We start from the raw sequence: 19757 nt of genomic DNA, 5'->3' as shown, positions 1-19757 counted from the left end.
TAATCTACGTTAAATAATTGAGGACTTGGGTGGAACGCCAAACAGTCGCTTAAATTCTCGGCTAAATTGCGAAGCACTGACATAACCCACTTCATAGGCTGCTTCTGCTACACCCATTTTATTGTTCATGATCAACTCACGAGCCTTATGTAGCCGAGTAATTTTGATGTACTGTAAGGGCGAATAATTCGTCACCTTTTTAAAAGCTTGATGAAAAAGCGAGATGCTCATGCCCGCTTGTTTCGCCAACTCTTGAACCGTTAAGTTATGATAATAATCACGCTGAATAATTTCACAAATGGTGTAAATCACGCCATTTCGACTTGCTATAGCCGATAAACTCTCGATTAAATTGCCACCTGAGGCCTGCACCACACGATAAACCACTTCTCTTTTGACTTGCTCACCCAATATAAAAGTATCTTGTTTAGAGCGAAGTAAATTGAGCAATCTGAGAGCAACCTCTGAAATGGTGGCATTCATGTCGATCACTCTAAGCCCACAGCTTAATTTTAAATCTTCCGAGTGAGCATCTTCAGTAATCACTTGTTGCTGTTTATCCATTTTAGTAATGAGATTAGCCATCATTTGTGGTTCAAATTTTATTGCAATCGCCAACATTGGTTCATTATTTTCAACAACAGTATCGCAATCAAACGGTATTGCAATTGAGATGAATAAGCACTGCCCTTGTTGAAATTGAAAAATTTCTTTACCAATATATCCTCGCTTTAATCCCTGTATCACTAAAACAATTGAGGGTTCTTGCAGCACGGCAACAGGTGGTGTGGAATGATCTACACGCATCAAAGTGATGTTAGAGATAAAAGTAGGATAGAGACCTTCTGCGGGAGCCAAGTGCAAAAATGCATCGACCAAATGTTCTGTAAGATGATTTTGCGGCATAGTTTTATTGTGAGAAGTTATCTAATAATCAATATAACAATGAACCTAAAATGAAAACATCTGTCTTACGTTTACTTTGTATAAATAGGCAATTCAAATCAATTTTTAGGCATAAAAAAACCTAGAGCATTCTAGGTTTTTCACTTCATCAGATTATTTAAGCCGATAAATTAAAGAACATTGCTGCAATCAAAATGATTACACCGAGTGCAATTCGATACCAAGCAAATACGCGTAACGTATGACGCTCTACAAACAGAACCAATGCTTTTACAACAAACAACGCGGCAATAAAAGCAGCAACAAAACCTACCCCAATATTAATCATATTATCGGCAGTCAGTACGTCAGCATTTTTAACCAAGTCAAAAGTTGCAGCCCCCAACATGGTTGGCATAGCAAGGAAGAAAGAGAATTCTGTAGCAGCTTTACGTGATAAGCCCGCAAACATTCCGCCCACAATTGTTGCGCCTGAACGTGAAGTTCCCGGAATCATGGCAACACACTGAGCAAGTCCAACTAAAAGCGCTTGTTTAAAAGTAATTTTGGTTGCATCGAGTGTCTTATGTTCAAATTGTCTAGATTCAACCCAGAAAATAATAAGCGCCCCGACAATTAAGGCAATCGCCACCACAATTGGGCTGAATAAAACACTTTTAATAAAGTCTACTGCCAAAACCCCAATAATAACTGCTGGGAAGAATGCGATAAGCACACTGATAGCAAAATGACGTGATTCCACATCACCACTAAAGAAGCCTTTAATCAAGTTAACAATTTTTTGTCGGTATAACCAGCACACTGCCAAAATAGCACCTAACTGGATTACGACCTCAAATACACGACCGCCGTCTGAATGGAAATCGATAATATGACCAAATAAAATTAAATGGCCTGTACTCGAGATTGGTAAAAATTCAGTTAAGCCTTCGACAAAGCCTAAAAACAGTGCTTTTATAACTTCAAAATTTTCCATCACTTGCTCAAAAAGTTAATCACCAGAAAAGTCTAAAAATTTGTTTTATATCATGTACAAACCATAATTTTGGCCTAGTTCATGCCCAATATCAGATCATTTCTAGCATTTGTGGTTATTGCCCTTAGCAAAAGGCGGTTTATTTAAAGGGGAATAATGTATCACATCATCATGACAATCTTAGGTTAACTATCGTAAAAAGATGAACTTGGTTAAGAACTACAAAATTTCTCATTCTATAGCTAAGATTTTTACGCTTATTGACCCTAAAAATGATCTTAAAAAGACATTACAAAAACATGATATTATTTTTATTACATGCAACTCATATCAAAAATTCTATCTGAATGAAAAACACCAAAATTAATGCACGTCATCTTATTATCGATTTATTTCTTTCCTCCGCTTATCCTCAGCTCACCATTAAACAAATATTGATCGCCGCTAAACTTTTTAATATGAGTGACAACGGTATTCGTGTTGCTACGACTCGGCTATTAAATGAAGGCATGATAGAAAGCGTCGAGCGCGGTATTTATCAACTTTCGCCATCAACAAAAGAATGGGCAAAAGTCATTTTGAATCGTAAAAATGGCATTAAACAGACCAAAGAATGGCAACAGAATTATCTGGCGGTATTTACGGGGACATTAGGGCGTATAGATCGGACCGCTTTAAAAAAGAGAGAACACGCTTTACATCAATTTGGCTTTAGAGAGCTCGAAACTGGAATTTATATACGTCCAGACAATTTAGCCTATAGCTTTGAAAAAACATGTGAAGAACTCGTTTTAGCAGGCCTTGAAAATGAAGCCAAAATTTCTATTATTCAAAAATTTGACTCAAAAACAGTTTCTTTAATTCCCTCTTTATGGAATACGAAGCAGCTTGAAGAAAATTATGAGATGTATAGTCAAGATATTCAGGAATGGCTTTTGAATTATAAAAATTTATCCTTAAACGAGGCCGCCACTCAAGCTTTGTTATTAGGACGTGAAACGATTACCTTACTCATGAATGATCCTCTGCTGCCCCCTCCATTTGTTAACGAACATGCCCGCAATCAGTTTGCTCAGAATGTACAGCAGCTCGATTCGATTGGACAAAAACTTTGGCAGAAACTTTATGAAAATGAATTAGCCCATTAAAGGGCGATTTATTTTTTTACAAACAATATTACACTTTTTAAAATTTTATGATTATATTGGTAATATATAATATAGATACCAAAATCTGATTTGGGAGAATAAAAATGAATGCACAAGTCAGTGTGACCGATCTCTTTAGCAGAGAAGAAATACAGGAACTCACACAACCCTCAGATGCATATGGTGCTTGGGCTGTTGCAAGTACGTGGGCTGTTATTGGCGGAACATTTGCCAGTTTAATCATGATGTGGGATTATTTACCGAGCTGGGGCAAATTACTTGCTTGTATGCTTGCCTTAGCAATATTGGCTGGTCGCCAGTTATGCCTAGCGATTTTGATGCATGATGCATCGCATAAAAGCTTGTTCAAAAATAAAAAAATAAATGACTTTGTCGGTGAGTGGCTATGCGCCCGTCCCATCTGGAATGATCTACAAAAATATCGCGTACATCATGTGCGTCATCATGCAAAAACATCTACTCCAGATGACCCAGACCTTTCTTTAGTTTCTGGTTTTCCTGTGAGCAAGAAATCTCTTACTCGTAAATTCTTACGCGACTTAACGGGTATGACCGGATTAAAGTTTAGCTTTGGTCGAGTGTTAATGGATCTCGATTTAATGAAATGGACGGTTGCAAATGATCAAGTCTGGCTAGACCGAAGTAATAAAGACTTCGTTGACTATGCTAAAAGTATTATAAAAAACAGTAGCGGAGCTATTGCAACCAATGTAGCTCTTTATGGGGTTTTAAAAGCTTTTGGTCAACAACGGTTTTATTGGTTATGGCCCCTAGCTTACTTAACACCCTTCCCATTATTTTTAAGAATTCGCTCCATGGCCGAACATGCAGGGATGCAAACGAGCAATACCGCTTTAACCAATACCCGTACAACACGTGCAGGTTGGATTGCTAGAAGCTTTGTGGCCCCTATTCATGTCAATTACCACATGGAACATCATTTAATGGCTTCGGTGCCCTACTTCAAATTGCCGCGTATGCACCGTCTATTGAGAGACAGAGGACATGTTCCGGCACCACCTAGCTATTTTGAAGTAATTGAATCACTCTCATCTAAGCCAGAACAATCTACTTAATTAACTCAAATAATAAATGAAAGGCCATGAAATTAAATTTGTGGCCTTTTAACTTAAATCATCCATCTTATGTTTGGTTTGGAAATATTTAGGCGTAACACCCATCCAGCGCTTAAATGCACGGGTAAAGTGAGAAGTCTCGGCATAACCCAGCATTAAAGCCACTTTTTCAATCGACATGTTATTTTGAGCTAAAAGTTTCTGGGCCTGCTCTTTTTTCAGTGAGTCTACTAAAAAGGTAAAACTAGTGTGATCAAGAGCTAAATAGCGTTGCAGGGTTCGCTCTGACATATTCATGATTTGAGCAACTTGCCCGACTTTCAATGCCCCAATCTCCCCATTCAAAAGCAATTTTTCAGCAACTTGTTTGACTCGCCCTTTCCAGCCACTTTTTAATTTTAATTTATCTATATCCCGCTTGCATTGTGCATTTAACAACGGCGCTAGCATTGGGTCCGCCGTTAATACAGGCTGTGCTAAATACTCTTTTGGAAATATCCAACGATTACACTTTTGATTAAATAAACAAGTGACAGCCAGTTGATGACCTATTTGTGAAAAACCTATCGGTTCTTGCATTTGTAATTCAACTTTTCCTAAATGAGAAAGTCCTATTAATTTTTTTGCAATTTGAACAAAACCGACTAACAAAAAAAAGTTGGCATTTGAGCTCAACTGAAATGCATCAACAGGCTGATGAATTGACCAACATGCATAATTATTTTCTTGTTTTAATTCTGGTTTAAAAACCTTACAACGTGAGCCAATGAACTGTTCAAGAATTTTCAGCGCGTCCCCTAAATTTGGAGAAACTATGGCAGCCATTCCGACTGAACCATAACATGAAGCCGTCATACTTAAAGCTAAATGCCCAGCTAATGCTGGCTCTTTGCATAATTCGGTGGCCCGTTCAATAAGCTCATTTAAGATGTTGAACTCAACATACCAATAAGGCTTTTTTAATTGGTCTAAAGCTATTCCACTTCCATCTAAAAGTTGCTCGCCAGAGACGTCCCATCGCTTAACAGTCTCGACGATTAAATTAATATAAGTTCCGGGTAATTCTGGATTCATGAGCAACCCATTGAGCAAAATAAAATGGCGCGAAATGGTAAAAAACTGTCAGTTCATGAACTATGCCATGCTTTTAAATTGATGCATAGTGATTCAAAACAAAATCCGCTGAATTGCACGAGACAGCACAATTTCTGAAAAGAACACAGGTCACCTTATGAACATTCTGATTGTCCATGCTCATCCAGAACCACAGTCTTTTACTGCTGCTCTAAAAAGTACAGCTAAACAAACCTTAGAAAAATTGGGGCACACAGTAGAGATTTCAGATTTATATACGATGCAATTTAACCCTGTTGCGTCCAAAGAGGATTTTCTAGAGCTCAACCAACCTGATTATTTTAACTATGCTCTCGAACAAAGAAATGCCAGCAAAAATCAACTTCTAGCTCCAGATATTCAAGCAGAAATTGAAAAAGTAAAAAAAGCTGATTTAGTTATTTTAAATTTCCCACTTTATTGGACATCTGTTCCAGCAATTTTAAAGGGCTGGATTGATCGTGTGTTCGTCTCTGGCTTGTTTTATGGTGGTAAGCGGTTTTATAACCACGGCGGCATGGCAGGTAAAAAAGCGATGTTGTGCTTAACACTCGGTGGTAGAACACATATGTTTGGCGAGAACTCTATTCACGGACCAATAGAGCATTATCTATCACCGATTCAACGTGGTACTTTGGCATATGCCGGTTTTGAAGTTTTACCACCATTCATTGCTTATCACGTACCTTATATTAGCCAAGAAGCACGAGAAACCCTTCTCAAAGACTATGAGATTTATCTCTCTCACTTGGACCAGCTTGAACCATTAAAATTTCCTAAGCTTGAGCAATTTGATGAAAAACTATATCCACTCTAATGCTGTGTTTGAGCTCTAAAAATTAAATAGCCGAATTTAGCTTATTATTTTCGGTTATTTTCTTGCTCATAACTTTCAAATAGAAATCTAAATTCGTTCAAAAAATAGATCAAACGGTAAAAAAATCAAGGTAAACTTTTTTATAAAATTAAGAATATAAAAGTTAATCAATAATATACAGATGTAGAGAAACTAGACTTATCAACTAAAAATGACAACTATTACTCATTTCATAATCGATTAATTCATATTTTTACAAAAAAATCTTTGACCATTTTTCTTGGATTTGTGACAAAAATGTCACTAAAACGAACCTCTTTACTAATAGATTAAAAATATAAATATCAATCAATTAAAATAATTTACCAATGGAAATATTCCTTCATATTTCATTCATTATTGGCACTATTTGTATAAAAAGTGAGTACTCCTCAGTTCATATAACAGATTTACTCTTATTGTAATTATGCTATTTTTGTTACATGGAGTTATCAAAGCTTTTATAAGTTGTAATTAGAAGCTTTGAAGGCAACACAGTTTAAACGGTTTAACTCTGTTACTTTTAAAAAAATGTCTTGAAGTTCAAGGAAAGATTAAAATGAAATTAAAACATCTGAGCACTGCAATGATTTTAGCAACGCTGCCTGCAACTGGGGTTTTTGCAGCAGCATTGGATCGCTCTGGACAATCAATGTCTGCATTTTTGCAGCCTAATAATTACTTTGAAGCTGGTATTTCTGTTTTAGACCCTGATGTAGCAGGTAAAGAAGCTGGTACAAGTGCAACACGCCGTGATATTGGTGATATGGGTAATGATTATTATTTCCCAAATGCTGCATTAAAACTGCAACTTAATGATAAATTCTCATTTGGTATACTATACGATCAACCATTCGGCGCAGATGCTGAATATTCTGGAAAAAACGTATTTGTATCAGAGAGCACCAATACAATTTTAGCTCCTGAAAAATTAGATGCTATTCGTACCAGCACTATTGATACAACATTTAATGGATTAACTGCTGACCAACGTGTAGGTGCTATTCTACAAGCCCAAGGAGTTGACTTAACCTCTGCTGCTGGAAAAGCACAATTTGCTGCTACTTTAAAAGCTTATAATAATGATGCAACCACTAAAGCTGCTATCGATGCAGGTGTTAAACAAGGGGTGGCTGCAAAGGTTGACGCCGGTTTAGCTCAAGTCAATGGTTTGCTTGGTAAAGGTGCCACTAAGGTTAAAGTTGATACCCAGAACCTTGCAATGGTTTTTGGTTTTCAACCAAATCAAAATTGGAACTTCTATGCGGGCGGTGTATATCAAACAATTAAAGGAAACATCAATCTCCGTGGTCAAGCTTACAGTATCTACAATGGCTATGACGCAGATATTAAAGAAACAGGTGGTGCAGGTTGGCTAGCAGGTTTCGCTTATCAAATTCCTGAAATTGCATTAAAAGCATCTTTAACGTATCGCTCAGAAATTGACCACGATGTCAATATTCGCGAAAACTTGCCTACACTTCCTGCTCTTTCATTATTAGGACAAGCTGCAGCTGGTGAAGCAATTAAAAATAGCTCAGCAGATACCACAATTACTACACCTCAATCAGTTAACTTTGATTTCCAAACGGGAATCATGGCTGACACTGTTGCCTTTGCTAACATACGTTGGGTGAACTGGAAAGATTTCTCTGTTCAACCATACAAATTTGGACAACTATCAAAAGTTGTAGGCCCGATTGTCAACCGTCCAAATGGTTTTGATTTAGTTAGCTATTCAGATGACCAATGGACAGTGACTACAGGTGTTGGCCGCAAACTTAATGACAAATGGGCTGGTAACGTTTCTGTAGGTTGGGACTCTGGTGCAGGTGACCCAATCACAACTCTAGGTCCAACAGAAGGTTACTGGAACGTAGGTTTAGGTCTTCAATATAGTCCTACCCCACAAACGTTTATTGCTGGCGGCGTAAAATACTTCTGGTTAGGCGATGCTAAGGCTCAAACTGGCGCACAAGCTGGTGGTGATGAATATGTTGCGGAGTTCTCTGACAACAACGCAATTGCTTATGGTTTAAAACTTGGTTATAAATTCTAAGTTCAAAACTCATTAATATAAAAAGGCGCTTAAAGCGCCTTTTTATATTATTTATCTCTTATGCTGGAATGCTACGCTTTGAAACTGAACGGATTGCTTCTTTCAAGGCATCATATCCGTGGATAGCTGGAAACTGCGGGAACTCAGCAATCACGTTTGCAGGTGCATCAAATAAGAAACCGTGGTCAGCCTCTCCAAGCATCGTTGTATCATTATATGAATCACCCGCTGCGATTACACGGAAATTTAAACCATGTAGTGCTTTAACAGATTCACGTTTTTGATCTGGTTGACGCAATTTATAAGCTGTAATCATTCCTTCTTCATCTGTCTCTAATTTATGACAGAAAATTGTTGGCCATCCTAATTGCTTCATTAATGGATGTGCAAACTCATAGAACGTATCTGACAAGATCACAAGTTGGAAATGTGTGCTCACCCATTCAACAAATTCTTTTGCACCTGGTAATGGCCCCATCTCGGCAATAACTTCTTGAATGTCATTTAAGCCTAAACCGTGTTGTTTTAAAATATTAAGACGCTGAGTCATTAAAACATCATAATCCGGAATATCACGAGTTGTTGCTTCGAGTTCTTTAATCCCTGTTTTTTTTGCGAAATTGATCCAGATTTCAGGAACTAAAACCCCTTCAAGATCTAGGCATACGATTTCCATGAATGCTTCCAACGTTGGTTAAAAATTGCTGTATCATACCACTAAGATTTTCAGTTTTGCGTTGTTATTGATCAAATCAATTTTATTCATAAGGATCGAAATTAAAGTGCTAAGCACTTTATTCACTATCCATTAGAATATTTTTCATAACTCAATGCGCCCAAGCCTTTTGCCAGGAACACACATGACCGTTATTCCGACTATTGATATCGTAGATGCTCTTGCAGCCGAATATGCGACCAAAAGCCCACGAGAAATTTTAGAGCTTGCCTTAAGCCAGCAAGGTGAAATTGCAATTTCTTTTTCGGGAGCAGAAGATGTTGTCTTAATTGATATTGCTTCACGTTTGGGTAAGCCGTTCCGTGTTTTTAGTCTCGACACTGGTCGCCTCCATGCCGAAACTTATCAATTTATTGAGACTGTCCGTAAACACTACAATATCAATATCGAAATTTGTTTCCCTGAATCTGAAGCTGTTCAAAACATGGTAAACGAAAAAGGTTTATTCAGCTTTTTTACAGATGGGCACCAAGAATGTTGTGGCATCCGAAAAGTTCAGCCTTTGCGTAAGAAACTTGCGACTTTAGATGGCTGGATTACTGGCCAACGTAAAGATCAAAGCCCTGGTACACGTACAGAAATTCCAGTAGTACAAGCTGATGCAGGTTTCTCTGGTCCAGGTAAGCAACTCATTAAATATAATCCTTTAGCAAACTGGACAAGTGCTGAAGTATGGAGCTACATCCGTATGATGGAGATTCCATATAACCCTCTTCACGAACGTGGTTTTGTTTCTATTGGCTGTGAACCATGTACACGTGCTGTATTACCGAACCAACATGAGCGTGAAGGACGCTGGTGGTGGGAAGAAGCGACTCAAAAAGAGTGTGGATTACATGCTGGCAATATGAAAAAGTAATTTGTTATCAAAAAACCACTGCTAAATCAGTGGTTTTTTTTATGTCATGTTCCGTACACAAAGTCATATTTTATCTACTCTAAACGCTATATACTTAATTTTACGGTTCTATAATTCTAATAAGAGCTCAGATAAGGGCTTCTTAGAAAAATGCATGAGGCACAATGATTTATGCGTCCATTACACCCAATTGATTTCATTTTTCTGTCACTTGAAAAAAGACAGCAACCCATGCATGTCGGTGGATTATTTTTATTTGAAATTCCTGAAAATGCACCTGAAACTTTTGTACATGATTTAGTTGAAGATATTAAACGCTCAAAAAGCATTCCTATCCCACCCTTCAATAACCGTTTAAATGGCTTATTTTGGGATGAAGATGAAGAGTTCGATATCGATCATCACTTTCGCCATATTGCTCTGCCTCATCCTGGCCGTATTCGCGAACTTCTGGTTTATATTTCACAGCAACATAGTTCGTTAATTGATCGTGCTAAGCCTCTTTGGACTTGTGACATTATTGAAGGAATCGAAGGCAATCGCTTTGCCATGTATTTTAAAATCCATCATGCAATGGTCGACGGCGTTGCAGGTATGCGTTTGATTGAGAAATCACTTTCAAAGACACCAGAAGAAAAACACGTTGTTCCTTTATGGTGTGTTGAGAGCAAAAGAACTAAACGACTAAAAGTACCGACTCCAAGTACCAGTAAAATTAAGAGTATTTTAGGAGGCATTAAGTCTCAACTCGATATCGCTCCTAAAGTCATGCAAGAGCTATCTCAGACTATATTTAAAGAAATGGGCAAAAATCCTGATTATGTTTCTACTTTTCAGGCGCCAGTGTCGATTTTGAACCAAAGAGTGAGTGCTTCACGTCGATTTGCGGCCCAATCATTTGAACTGAGTCGTCTTAGAAAAATTTCAAAAGTATTAGGTGTAACAATTAACGATGTTGTACTTGCAGTATGTTCTGGTGCTTTACGTGAATATTTGATTAGTCAAAATAGCTTACCTAAAAAACCACTTATTGCCATGGTGCCAGCTTCATTACGCACCGATGATTCTGATATGAGTAACCGAATTACCATGATTCTGGCAAATTTAGGAACTCATAAAGACCAACCGTTAGAACGCCTAGAAATTATTCGTCGCAGCATGCAAAATTCAAAGCAACGCTTTAGCCGTATGACTGCGAATGAAATTTTAAACTATAGTGCGGTTGTTTATGGTCCGGCAGGTTTAAACATCATGTCAGGAATGCTTCCTAAGCGTCAGGCGTTCAATTTAGTCATTTCCAATGTACCTGGACCACGTGAGCCGCTTTATTGGAATGGTGCGAAATTAGATGCGCTCTACCCTGCTTCAATTGTCATGGATGGACAAGCTCTAAATATTACTATGACCAGTTATTTAGATAAGCTTGAAGTTGGATTAACAGCTTGTCGAAATGCCTTGCCAAAAATGCAAAACCTTTTGACTCACTTAGAAGATGAGATTCAACGATTTGAAGAAATTATTGCAGAAAAGCAGCTGAAACATCATTCAGCAAGTTAGAAAACTAAGGGGCTTTAAATTGGCCCCTTATTTTTTGATTGTGCGGCACTGGTTAAGCAACTGATGACATACTGAACGAATCATTGCAGTTGTGATCGGTACTTCTTTACCTTGGTCATTCAACATATAGCAGCTATTTACTGGCGTGCTTTCTAAAACATGTTTAAGACCGTTGCTAATTAAGTTTTCACTTACATTCATGGGTTATACCTCTTATTGTTTGCTAAGACGTTAAATAGGGAGAACGTCTACGGCTACTGTATGTAAGTAGTATTTAAAATTCATGAATGAAAGTAAAATTTCAGTTGTAACAAGGATTAAGCGATATCTTGTTACAACTTTAACTTAAAATGATATCGTATTGCTCTTGCGTATATAAATTTTCGACCTGAAATTTAATGACACGGTTGATGAAATGCTCTAAATCAGCCACTGCTGGCGCTTCTGCTGTTAATAATCGGTCAATCACTGAAGGATGGGCAACAACAGTAAAGCCACTCGTTGACTCAAATGCACGGGTATATCGTAATATCTCACGAAATATTTCGTAACACACTGTCTCTGCTGTTTTGACAAAACCACGTCCTTGACAGGTTGGACATGACTCACAAAGCAAATGTTCTAACGATTCACGTGTGCGTTTACGCGTCATTTCAACCAACCCAAGTTCTGACACTTGAGTAATTTTGGTCTTAGCGTGATCACGCTCAAGCATTTTTTCAAACTGACGCATCACCTCTTCACGGTGAATTGCCTCTTGCATGTCAATAAAATCAATAATGAGAATACCCCCCAAATTACGCAGTCTAAGTTGACGCGCGATAACTTGAGTCGCTTCCATATTGGTTTTAAAAACGGTGTCCTCCAGACTACGACCACCGACATATGAACCCGTATTAACGTCAATCGTGGTCATGGCTTCAGTCTGATCGATCATCAAATAGCCGCCTGACTTCAAAGCTACGCGGGTTTGTAAGGCTTTTTGAATATCTTCTTCGACATTATAAAGATCAAATAGTGGTCGCTCGCCCGGATAATGAATGAGTCGACTCTGCATATTCGGGACAAATTCTTCAACAAACTCAAGAAGCTTGGCGTGAATCTCTCTCGAATCGACATAAATCTTTGCAGTTTCGTCGCTAGCCAAATCTCGAATAATACGTTGAGGTAATGGAAGCTCTTCAAAAATTAAGGAAGGGACAGCAACATCAATTTGTTTTCGTTGAATGTATTCCCATAATTTACTCAGATAGCACATATCCTGTGCAATTTCTGCCTCATCTACACCTTCAGCAGCTGTACGTACAATCACGCTACCCGGCAAATTATGTTCAGATTGAATACCTTCGATAATATTACGTAGTCGCTCTCGCTCTTCTTCAGACTCGATACGCTGAGACACACCAATATGATTTCCATATGGCATGAGAACCAGATAACGAGAAGGGATTGAAAGGTCAGTACTCAGACGCGCGCCTTTTGTTCCCAACATATCTTTCATTACTTGGACAGTAAGCGTTTGTCCGGGATGTAAAAGTTCAAAAACATTTGGGGTAGGCTGTGAACGAGGCCAAACCATATCATTGATATGTAAAAAGGCTGTTCGAGACAAACCAATATCAACGAAGGCAGCTTGCATGCCCGGAAGCACCCGCACGACTTTACCTTTGTAAATATTGCCGACTAGACCACGTTTGACTGTACGTTCGACATACAGCTCATTAACAGTTCCATTTTCGATTAATGCCACCCGACACTCCATAGGCGTGACATTAATAAGTAATTCTTCTGACATACATAAACTCAAAGCATTATAAAATTTTTATTAAAGAGTCAGAGAAGCTGTTAACTTTAACTTTGCCTAGTGTTCATCGACAATGCTATTCAATTAAGAATGATAACAACCTCTTATGTCTTTACTCTTTTTAATAACTGTGCAAATTCGTATAAAGGAAGTCCTACCACATTACTATAACTTCCTTGAATTTGGGGAATATATTGAGAAGCAATTCCTTGAATTGCATATCCACCCGCTTTCCCCACAGGCTCACCTGTAGCCCAATAATCTTCCATATCTTGCGTAGTCAGAGGCTGAAACTCAACTTGTGTTTGCACCACCTGACTTAACATCTTTTGTTGCGTAGCAATACATAATCCAGAAAACACATCATGCCAACGTCCAGATAATTGTTTCCAGATTTCAAAGGCATGATTTTTCGATTCAGGCTTACCAATAATTTGGCCATCAAGCCCAAGACTTGTATCGGCAGCAATAACGATTGCGTCTGGAAAAAGCTTCAATACAGTTTGTGCTTTTTCTCTAGCTAACCGTTCAACATAATGGTGAACCAGCTCATTTTCATGAACGGACTCGTCAATATCTGGACTATAGATTTCAAAATCTAAACCCAGTTGCTGCAATAACTCCTTCCGACGAGGAGAGCTAGATGCTAAAACTATATGCGCCATTTTGCCAAACAATAATAGACGATTGGCCAAGTGATGATACTTGTCATTAATGGTTGCCAATGTCTAGCAATCGAAAAATGAATTCCACCCATGGTCTGCGTTACCCACATAAACGCTAAATGAGCAATAATGACCAGAGTTGCAATTGTCCATAAATTACCAAAGGTTAAAATACGGCGCTCGCGAATTAAAAAACGGGTAAGAAAAGTCACAATTACAAAACTTAAAGCATTAAGGCCTAAAGGCGCATCAAGCAAAAGGTCTGTAAAAATTCCCATTCCAAATGCAAACCAGACTCCACACCATGTTGGCTGACATACTACCCAAAATAGCATAATCATTAACATGAATAATGGGCGCCAACCTGAAATATCGTAGGATAGCGGGTAAACCATGAGCACGGAGCCTACAATTACAGAGAGGATAATTCCCCATAATGGATCGTTTCGTTTTTCTCGTTTCAATTTAGCGATCGGCATATGGTTGCTCCTTCGCTAAAGAATCAGAGAAAAGTACGACTACATGATGTCCTGTTGCTAATTGTGCGGCTGGTGTAACATCAATTTCTGCAAACTCACCCGAATTATGACGTCTTATTTTGGCAACTGTACCCACTGCGTACCCTGCTGGGAAATGTTCACCCAAACCTGAGCTAAACACTTTATCACCCACTTGAATATTCGCACTCGTCGGGACATATTCCATTTTCAAACGACCCAAATCACCAGTACCAGAAACAATCGCCCGCATTCCAGTGCGTTCAAGACGTACTGAAAGTGAATGTTCTTTATCTGATAACAACATTACACGTGAGCTATGCGGATATACATTAATGATCTGTCCCATAATTCCTTTATCATCCAGAACCGTTTGACCAACCTTAAGATGGTCCATAGATCCACGATTAACAATGATGATATGACGCAATGGGTCTGCATCTGTCCCAATTACTTCGGCGATCTCCATACGTCCATCAATAATTAATGGAGTATCAAGAAGACCTCGCAAACGGGTGTTTTCAGCTGACAGTTCAGAAAGCTTCTGTAAACGAACCTGAGCTTGTAAAAGCTCAGCCTGCATCGCAGTATTTTCACGACGCAGTTGTGCTTCAGATTTTGTTTGTTGATTCAGCCATTCTCTCGACAGTACTGGATAACTGGCCAATGCATAAATTGGGTTATATGCAGCGTACAAGACATCCCTTGCTGGCTGAATTACATACGGCATGCGCCAATCAAAAAACAGCACAACCAAACATGTAATGACCGCAATAATGAACGAGCGGAAAGATGGCGGCTGTCTTGAAAAAATATTCGGTTGCACCGCCTAATCCTTAAACTTAACCAACAAAAAGCATGTCATGGTTCGGGTTGTCGAAGAATTCCAATACTTTACCACCACCACGGGTCACGCAAGTAAGAGGATCTTCAGCAACCACAACTGGTAAACCAGTTTCTTGAGCTAATAATTTATCGAGGTTACGAAGTAATGCACCACCACCTGTCAACACAATACCGCGCTCAGCAATATCAGAAGAAAGTTCTGGAGGAGTTTGCTCAAGTGCAGATTTTACTGCGCTTACAATATTTTGTAATGGATCAGAGATTGCTTGAGTAATTTCGTCAGAAGTTACAGTAATTGCGCGAGGCACACCTTCTGCAAGGTTACGGCCACGTACTTCAATTTCTAATGTTGTGCCATCAGAAACAGCCATACCTACTTCTTTTTTAATAATTTCAGCAGTGGTTTCACCAATTACACAACCGTGAGCTTTACGAACATAATTGATGATTTGCTCATCAAAAACATCACCACCGATGCGTAAAGAGTCAGCATAGACACAACCTTGCAATGAAATAATTGCAATTTCAGTTGTACCACCACCAACATCCACAACCATAGAACCACATGCTTGTTCAACTGGCATACCTGCGCCAATTGCAGCAGCCATAGGTTCTTCAATGAGACGAACATCACGGGCACCAGCATTAAATACTGCTTCGCGAATCGCACGACGCTCGACCAAAGTTGATTTACATGGTACACATACAACTACACGAGGTGCAGGTGGGAACAAACGTTTTTCGTGAACTTTACCAATAAACTGATTCAACATGGTTTCAGTCACTTCAAAATCCGCAATTACACCGTCTTTCATTGGACGAATTGCAGAAATATTCGCAGGCGTACGGCCCAGCATTTGCTTAGCATCTAGACCTACAGCAGCAACAATTTTTTGTGAACCACTGTGACGAATTGCCACAACTGTTGGTTCATTTAATATAATGCCGCGGCCTGGTGCATAAATAAGTGTATTTGCTGTACCTAAATCAATGGCTAGATCCGGCGAAAACAAGCCAATTAGTCGTTTTAGAATCACGGTTCGTTCTCAGTTAAACTTTCATGTGGATGCAAGGTGGCAACTTTAAACTAAATGTGATGATTTGAACAAGTCAATCGCTTATTATAACGCACGATATTTTGAAAATTTTTAATACTGATTAGGTGATGTTATGTCTACATCGGATGCACAGCATTCAGCAGATTTAAATGCACAAACAGTTTCAGCAATCGCCAATCTTGCTCGATTGTCGCTCAATGATACGCAATCTGCTGAATATGCTCAAAGTCTAAATAAAATTTTAGGCATGATGGAAACCTTAAAAGGCATTGATACGGAAGGCGTAGAACCTTTGAAAAGTCCTTTTGACAATCCTCAACCTTTACGTGCTGATGTGGTAACGGAAAGCAATCATCGAGATGAATACCAAGCAGTTGCACCTGCAACTCAAGATGGTTTGTATCTTGTTCCTCGCGTGATTGAATAACTTTTACTCAATTAACCCATCTTCCCTATTTTGAATGTAAAGAAATTTTACTCATGACTGATTTACATCGCTTATCAATTCGTGAACTTGCTGAGGGCTTAAGCCAAGCGAAGTTTTCATCTCGCGAACTGACTGAACATTATTTGCAACGTATTGCTAAAATTGACCCATTAGTAAAAAGCTATGTGACGGTTACACCTGAGCAAGCGCTTTTAGAAGCTGACGCTGCCGATGCTGCTTTAAAAGCAGGTAATGCAACTGCTCTAACGGGTATTCCTCTGGCACACAAAGATATTTTTTGTACTAAAGGCATTAAAACAACTGCTGGTTCAAAAATACTAGACAACTTCATCTCTCCTTACGATGCAACTGTTGTTGAAAAAACTAAAGCAGCTGGTCTTGTCACTTTAGGTAAAGTGAACATGGATGAGTTTGCGATGGGTTCAACTTCTGAAAGCTCATATGTTGGTGCAACGAGTAACCCATGGGCGCTTGACCACGTTCCTGGTGGCTCATCAGGTGGTTCTGCTGCGGCTGTAGCGGCTGATTTAGCGCCTTTCGCTACGGGTACAGATACAGGTGGTTCAATTCGCCAACCTGCTTCTTTCTGTGGCTTAACAGGCTTAAAACCAACCTATGGTCGTGTATCTCGCTTCGGTATCATTGCTTACGCATCATCTTTAGACCAAGCAGGTCCAATGGCACGCTCTGCTGAAGACTGTGCTTACCTGATGAATGTAATTGCAGGCCATGATGCAAAAGACTCGACTTCGGTTAAAAAAGAAGTTGATGACTTCGTTGCGAACTTAAATGGCACATCTGTAAAAGGCTTACGTATTGGTATTCCTAAACAGTACTTTAACGTTGCAGGCTTAGATGCAGACGTAAAAGCTCGTGTTGAAGAATCTTTGAAAAAGCTTGAAGAAATGGGTGCAACGCTTGTTGAGATTGACCTCAACATGACTGAAGCCTATGTACCAACGTATTACCTGATTGCGCCAGCAGAAGCATCATCTAACTTGTCACGTTATGACGGCGTTCGTTACGGCTACCGCTGTGAAAACCCAGCTGACTTGATGGATCTTTACAAGCGTTCACGTTCGGAAGGTTTTGGTCCTGAAGTTCAACGTCGTATCTTAATTGGTACTTACGCGCTTTCTGCGGGTTATTACGATGCTTACTATGTGAAAGCACAAAAAGTACGTCGTTTAATTCAACAAGACTTCTTAAAAGCATTTGAAAATGTAGACGTGATTGCTGCTCCTTCTGCGCCAACAACTGCTTATAAAATTGGTGCGAACTTAAGTCCAACTGAAATGTATTTAGGCGATATCTATACACTTGCAGTGAACTTAGCAGGCTTACCAGCGATTAATGCTCCTGTTGGTTTTGATAAAGACAGCTTACCTGTAGGCTTACAATTAATTGGTAACTACTGGTCAGAATCACAATTGTTGTCGATTGTTCATCAATACCAACAAAACACCGATTTCCATACTCAACGTGCGGCAATTGCTGAGGAGAATGCATAATGGCTGAAGCTCAAAAGTTGAAATTGATTGACGGTTGGGAAGTCGTTATTGGTATCGAAATTCACACTCAGCTTGCAACCAATTCTAAAATTTTCTCAGGTTCATCGACTGAATTTGGTCAAGACCCAAATACACAAGCGAGCCTTGTCGACTTGGCAATGCCTGGTGTACTCCCTGTTTTGAATGAAAAAGTGGTTGATCTTGCTATTCGCTTTGGTTTGGGTATCGATGCATACATCGATCAAGCATCTGTGTTTGCACGTAAAAACTACTTCTACCCTGACTCGCCAAAAGGCTATCAAATTAGCCAAATGGATAATCCAATTGTTGGCTTGGGTCATATCGACATTCAGCTTGAAGATGGCACAACAAAACGCATTGGCGTAACTCGTGCTCACCTTGAAGAAGATGCGGGTAAATCTATTCATGACCAATTTGAAGGCATGTCTGGCATTGACTTAAACCGTGCTGGCACACCTTTACTTGAAATCGTTTCTGAGCCAGACATGCGTTCAGTTGAAGAGGCGGTGGCATATATCAAATCAATCCACACACTTGTGCGTTGGTTAGGCATTTCCGACGGTAACATGGCTGAAGGTTCATTCCGTGCAGACTGTAACGTGTCTTTACGTCGTCCGGGTCAGCCGTTTGGTACGCGCTGTGAGCTTAAAAACCTCAACTCATTCCGTTTCATTGAACAAGCAATCAATGTTGAAATTGAACGCCAAATGGAAATTTTGGAATACGGTGGAAGCATCGACCAAGAAACTCGTTTGTTCGATCCAAACAAAATGGAAACGCGCTCTATGCGTTCTAAAGAAGAAGCGAATGACTACCGCTACTTCCCTGATCCAGACTTGTTACCTGTAATTATTGCAGATGAACAGATCGAAGCTGCTCGTGCTGCGCTTCCAGAGCTTCCTGCAGCTCGCCGTGCACGCTTTATCGCAGACTTTGGTGTAACTGAGTACGATGCACATGTACTTACGCTCTCACGCGAAATGGCAGACTTCTATGAGGTTGTTGTGGCTGCTGCGGGCGGTGCTGCACAAGGTAAAGTATCGGCAAACTGGGTGATGGGCGAATTCTCAGGCGCGTTAAACAAAGCAAACTTAGATTTGGCAGACTCTCCTGTTTCTGCTGAACAACTTGGCGGCATGATTGCACGTATTATTGACAACACCATTAGCGGTAAGATTGCAAAACAAGTCTTTGGCTTTATGTGGGAATCGGAAGGTAAATCTGCCGATGACATTATTGCGGAAAAAGGCTTAAAGCAAGAAACTGACACCGGTGCAATTGAAGCAATCATTAAAGAAGTACTTGCAGCCAATGAAAAAATGGTTGAAGAGTACAAGTCTGGTAAAGAAAAAGCTTTTAACGGTCTTGTTGGTCAAGTCATGAAAGCTTCTAAGGGTAAAGCTAACCCTGCTCAAGTAAATGAATTAATGAAGAAGTTGATTGGTTAATTTGACTAGCCAACTCAACAAAAAGCCTCGATTTATCGAGGCTTTTTTATATCACTTACGAAACACCCTTCGACTAAAGAATGCACTTTTTGCTAAAAATCATACTTTCATTGTGCTAATTTAAATTAAGAATTTAGATAACTTATATTTTA

19 protein-coding genes are annotated in these 19757 nt (G+C 39.3%); 9 read left to right on the top strand and 10 right to left on the bottom strand.

Annotation, left to right across the window (positions count from 1 at the left end; genetic code table 11):
• Positions 1 to 9 precede the first annotated feature (9 nt).
• A complete protein-coding gene (locus QLG01_RS09110) occupies positions 10 to 906 on the bottom strand; it encodes an AraC family transcriptional regulator (protein WP_282496290.1) in 897 nt (298 codons plus the stop codon).
• A gap of 157 nt (positions 907 to 1063) precedes the next feature.
• A complete protein-coding gene (locus tag QLG01_RS09105) occupies positions 1064 to 1882 on the bottom strand; it encodes an undecaprenyl-diphosphate phosphatase (protein ID WP_016137097.1) in 819 nt (272 codons plus the stop codon).
• Between the two features lie 347 nt (positions 1883 to 2229).
• On the opposite strand from QLG01_RS09105, the gene QLG01_RS09100 reads away from it, so the two are divergent.
• Positions 2230 to 3030, top strand: coding sequence for a PaaX family transcriptional regulator C-terminal domain-containing protein (locus QLG01_RS09100; protein WP_151768646.1), 801 nt, complete (start codon positions 2230 to 2232; stop codon positions 3028 to 3030).
• Between the two features lie 104 nt (positions 3031 to 3134).
• Positions 3135 to 4127, top strand: a complete 993-nt coding sequence (locus QLG01_RS09095; RefSeq protein ID WP_151768645.1) for a fatty acid desaturase family protein — start codon at positions 3135 to 3137, stop codon at positions 4125 to 4127.
• A gap of 48 nt (positions 4128 to 4175) precedes the next feature.
• Here the strand turns inward: QLG01_RS09095 and QLG01_RS09090 are convergent, their stop codons facing one another.
• The gene (locus QLG01_RS09090) at positions 4176 to 5201 is read right to left on the bottom strand and encodes an AraC family transcriptional regulator (protein ID WP_282496289.1); all 1026 of its coding nucleotides are present in this window, start codon (positions 5199 to 5201) and stop codon (positions 4176 to 4178) included.
• A gap of 157 nt (positions 5202 to 5358) precedes the next feature.
• Here QLG01_RS09090 and QLG01_RS09085 point away from each other — a divergent pair, with 157 nt between their 5' ends.
• Positions 5359 to 6057 (top strand): NAD(P)H-dependent oxidoreductase, encoded by a 699-nt coding sequence (locus QLG01_RS09085; protein ID WP_282496288.1) that lies wholly within the window; start codon positions 5359 to 5361, stop codon positions 6055 to 6057.
• Between the two features lie 598 nt (positions 6058 to 6655).
• Positions 6656 to 8155 (top strand): outer membrane protein transport protein, encoded by a 1500-nt coding sequence (locus QLG01_RS09080; protein ID WP_282496287.1) that lies wholly within the window; start codon positions 6656 to 6658, stop codon positions 8153 to 8155.
• 58 nt (positions 8156 to 8213) lie between these two features.
• Here QLG01_RS09080 and thrH read toward each other — a convergent pair whose 3' ends face one another.
• On the bottom strand, positions 8214 to 8831 hold the full coding sequence (gene thrH / locus QLG01_RS09075) for a bifunctional phosphoserine phosphatase/homoserine phosphotransferase ThrH (protein WP_003655338.1): 618 nt from the start codon (positions 8829 to 8831) through the stop codon (positions 8214 to 8216).
• Between the two features lie 184 nt (positions 8832 to 9015).
• Between thrH and QLG01_RS09070 the strand changes: the two genes are divergently transcribed.
• Together QLG01_RS09070 and QLG01_RS09065 are read left to right on the top strand one after the other, a co-directional pair.
• On the top strand, positions 9016 to 9750 hold the full coding sequence (locus QLG01_RS09070; protein WP_004789321.1) for a phosphoadenylyl-sulfate reductase: 735 nt from the start codon (positions 9016 to 9018) through the stop codon (positions 9748 to 9750).
• Positions 9751 to 9921: 171 nt separating this feature from the next.
• The gene (locus QLG01_RS09065; RefSeq protein ID WP_005309889.1) at positions 9922 to 11307 is read left to right on the top strand and encodes a wax ester/triacylglycerol synthase family O-acyltransferase; all 1386 of its coding nucleotides are present in this window, start codon (positions 9922 to 9924) and stop codon (positions 11305 to 11307) included.
• Between the two features lie 27 nt (positions 11308 to 11334).
• Here QLG01_RS09065 and QLG01_RS09060 read toward each other — a convergent pair whose 3' ends face one another.
• The 6 genes from QLG01_RS09060 to QLG01_RS09035 all read right to left on the bottom strand — a co-directional run bounded on the left by QLG01_RS09060 (position 11335) and on the right by QLG01_RS09035 (position 16156).
• On the bottom strand, positions 11335 to 11508 hold the full coding sequence (locus QLG01_RS09060) for a PA1571 family protein (RefSeq protein ID WP_002116397.1): 174 nt from the start codon (positions 11506 to 11508) through the stop codon (positions 11335 to 11337).
• 139 nt (positions 11509 to 11647) lie between these two features.
• Complete coding sequence (gene rng / locus QLG01_RS09055; protein ID WP_004789319.1) at positions 11648 to 13102, bottom strand: ribonuclease G; 1455 nt, start codon at positions 13100 to 13102, stop codon at positions 11648 to 11650.
• Positions 13103 to 13215: 113 nt separating this feature from the next.
• Entirely contained in the window at positions 13216 to 13776 is a 561-nt protein-coding gene (locus tag QLG01_RS09050; RefSeq protein ID WP_049838059.1) for a Maf-like protein, read from the bottom strand.
• Positions 13764 to 14255, bottom strand: a complete 492-nt coding sequence (gene mreD / locus QLG01_RS09045; RefSeq protein ID WP_004789317.1) for a rod shape-determining protein MreD — start codon at positions 14253 to 14255, stop codon at positions 13764 to 13766. Before mreD ends, QLG01_RS09050 begins: the two co-directional genes overlap by 13 nt.
• The gene (gene mreC, locus QLG01_RS09040) at positions 14242 to 15099 is read right to left on the bottom strand and encodes a rod shape-determining protein MreC (RefSeq protein WP_004789316.1); all 858 of its coding nucleotides are present in this window, start codon (positions 15097 to 15099) and stop codon (positions 14242 to 14244) included. The genes mreD and mreC overlap by 14 nt, the downstream gene beginning before the upstream one ends.
• A gap of 16 nt (positions 15100 to 15115) precedes the next feature.
• Positions 15116 to 16156: a rod shape-determining protein gene (locus tag QLG01_RS09035; protein ID WP_004789315.1), complete on the bottom strand. Its 1041-nt coding sequence runs from the start codon at positions 16154 to 16156 to the stop codon at positions 15116 to 15118.
• A 133-nt stretch (positions 16157 to 16289) separates the two neighbouring features.
• Between QLG01_RS09035 and gatC the strand changes: the two genes are divergently transcribed.
• Genes gatC through gatB form a run of 3 tightly spaced genes read left to right on the top strand, consistent with a single transcriptional unit; the run spans position 16290 to position 19605 of the window.
• Entirely contained in the window at positions 16290 to 16604 is a 315-nt protein-coding gene (gene gatC / locus QLG01_RS09030) for an Asp-tRNA(Asn)/Glu-tRNA(Gln) amidotransferase subunit GatC (RefSeq protein WP_000107699.1), read from the top strand.
• 53 nt (positions 16605 to 16657) lie between these two features.
• Positions 16658 to 18136 carry an Asp-tRNA(Asn)/Glu-tRNA(Gln) amidotransferase subunit GatA gene (gene gatA / locus QLG01_RS09025; RefSeq protein WP_282496286.1) on the top strand — a complete coding sequence of 493 codons (1479 nt, stop codon included), beginning with the start codon at positions 16658 to 16660 and terminating at the stop codon, positions 18134 to 18136.
• Positions 18136 to 19605, top strand: a complete 1470-nt coding sequence (gene gatB / locus QLG01_RS09020; RefSeq protein WP_282496285.1) for an Asp-tRNA(Asn)/Glu-tRNA(Gln) amidotransferase subunit GatB — start codon at positions 18136 to 18138, stop codon at positions 19603 to 19605. The genes gatA and gatB overlap by 1 nt, the downstream gene beginning before the upstream one ends.
• The last annotated feature ends 152 nt before the right edge of the window (positions 19606 to 19757 follow it).

Origin of the sequence: Acinetobacter sp. V89_4 (genome assembly GCF_029967875.1) — a bacterium.
GTDB lineage: Bacteria > Pseudomonadota > Gammaproteobacteria > Pseudomonadales > Moraxellaceae > Acinetobacter > Acinetobacter oleivorans.
This window is presented reverse-complemented; position numbering and strand designations above follow the sequence as displayed.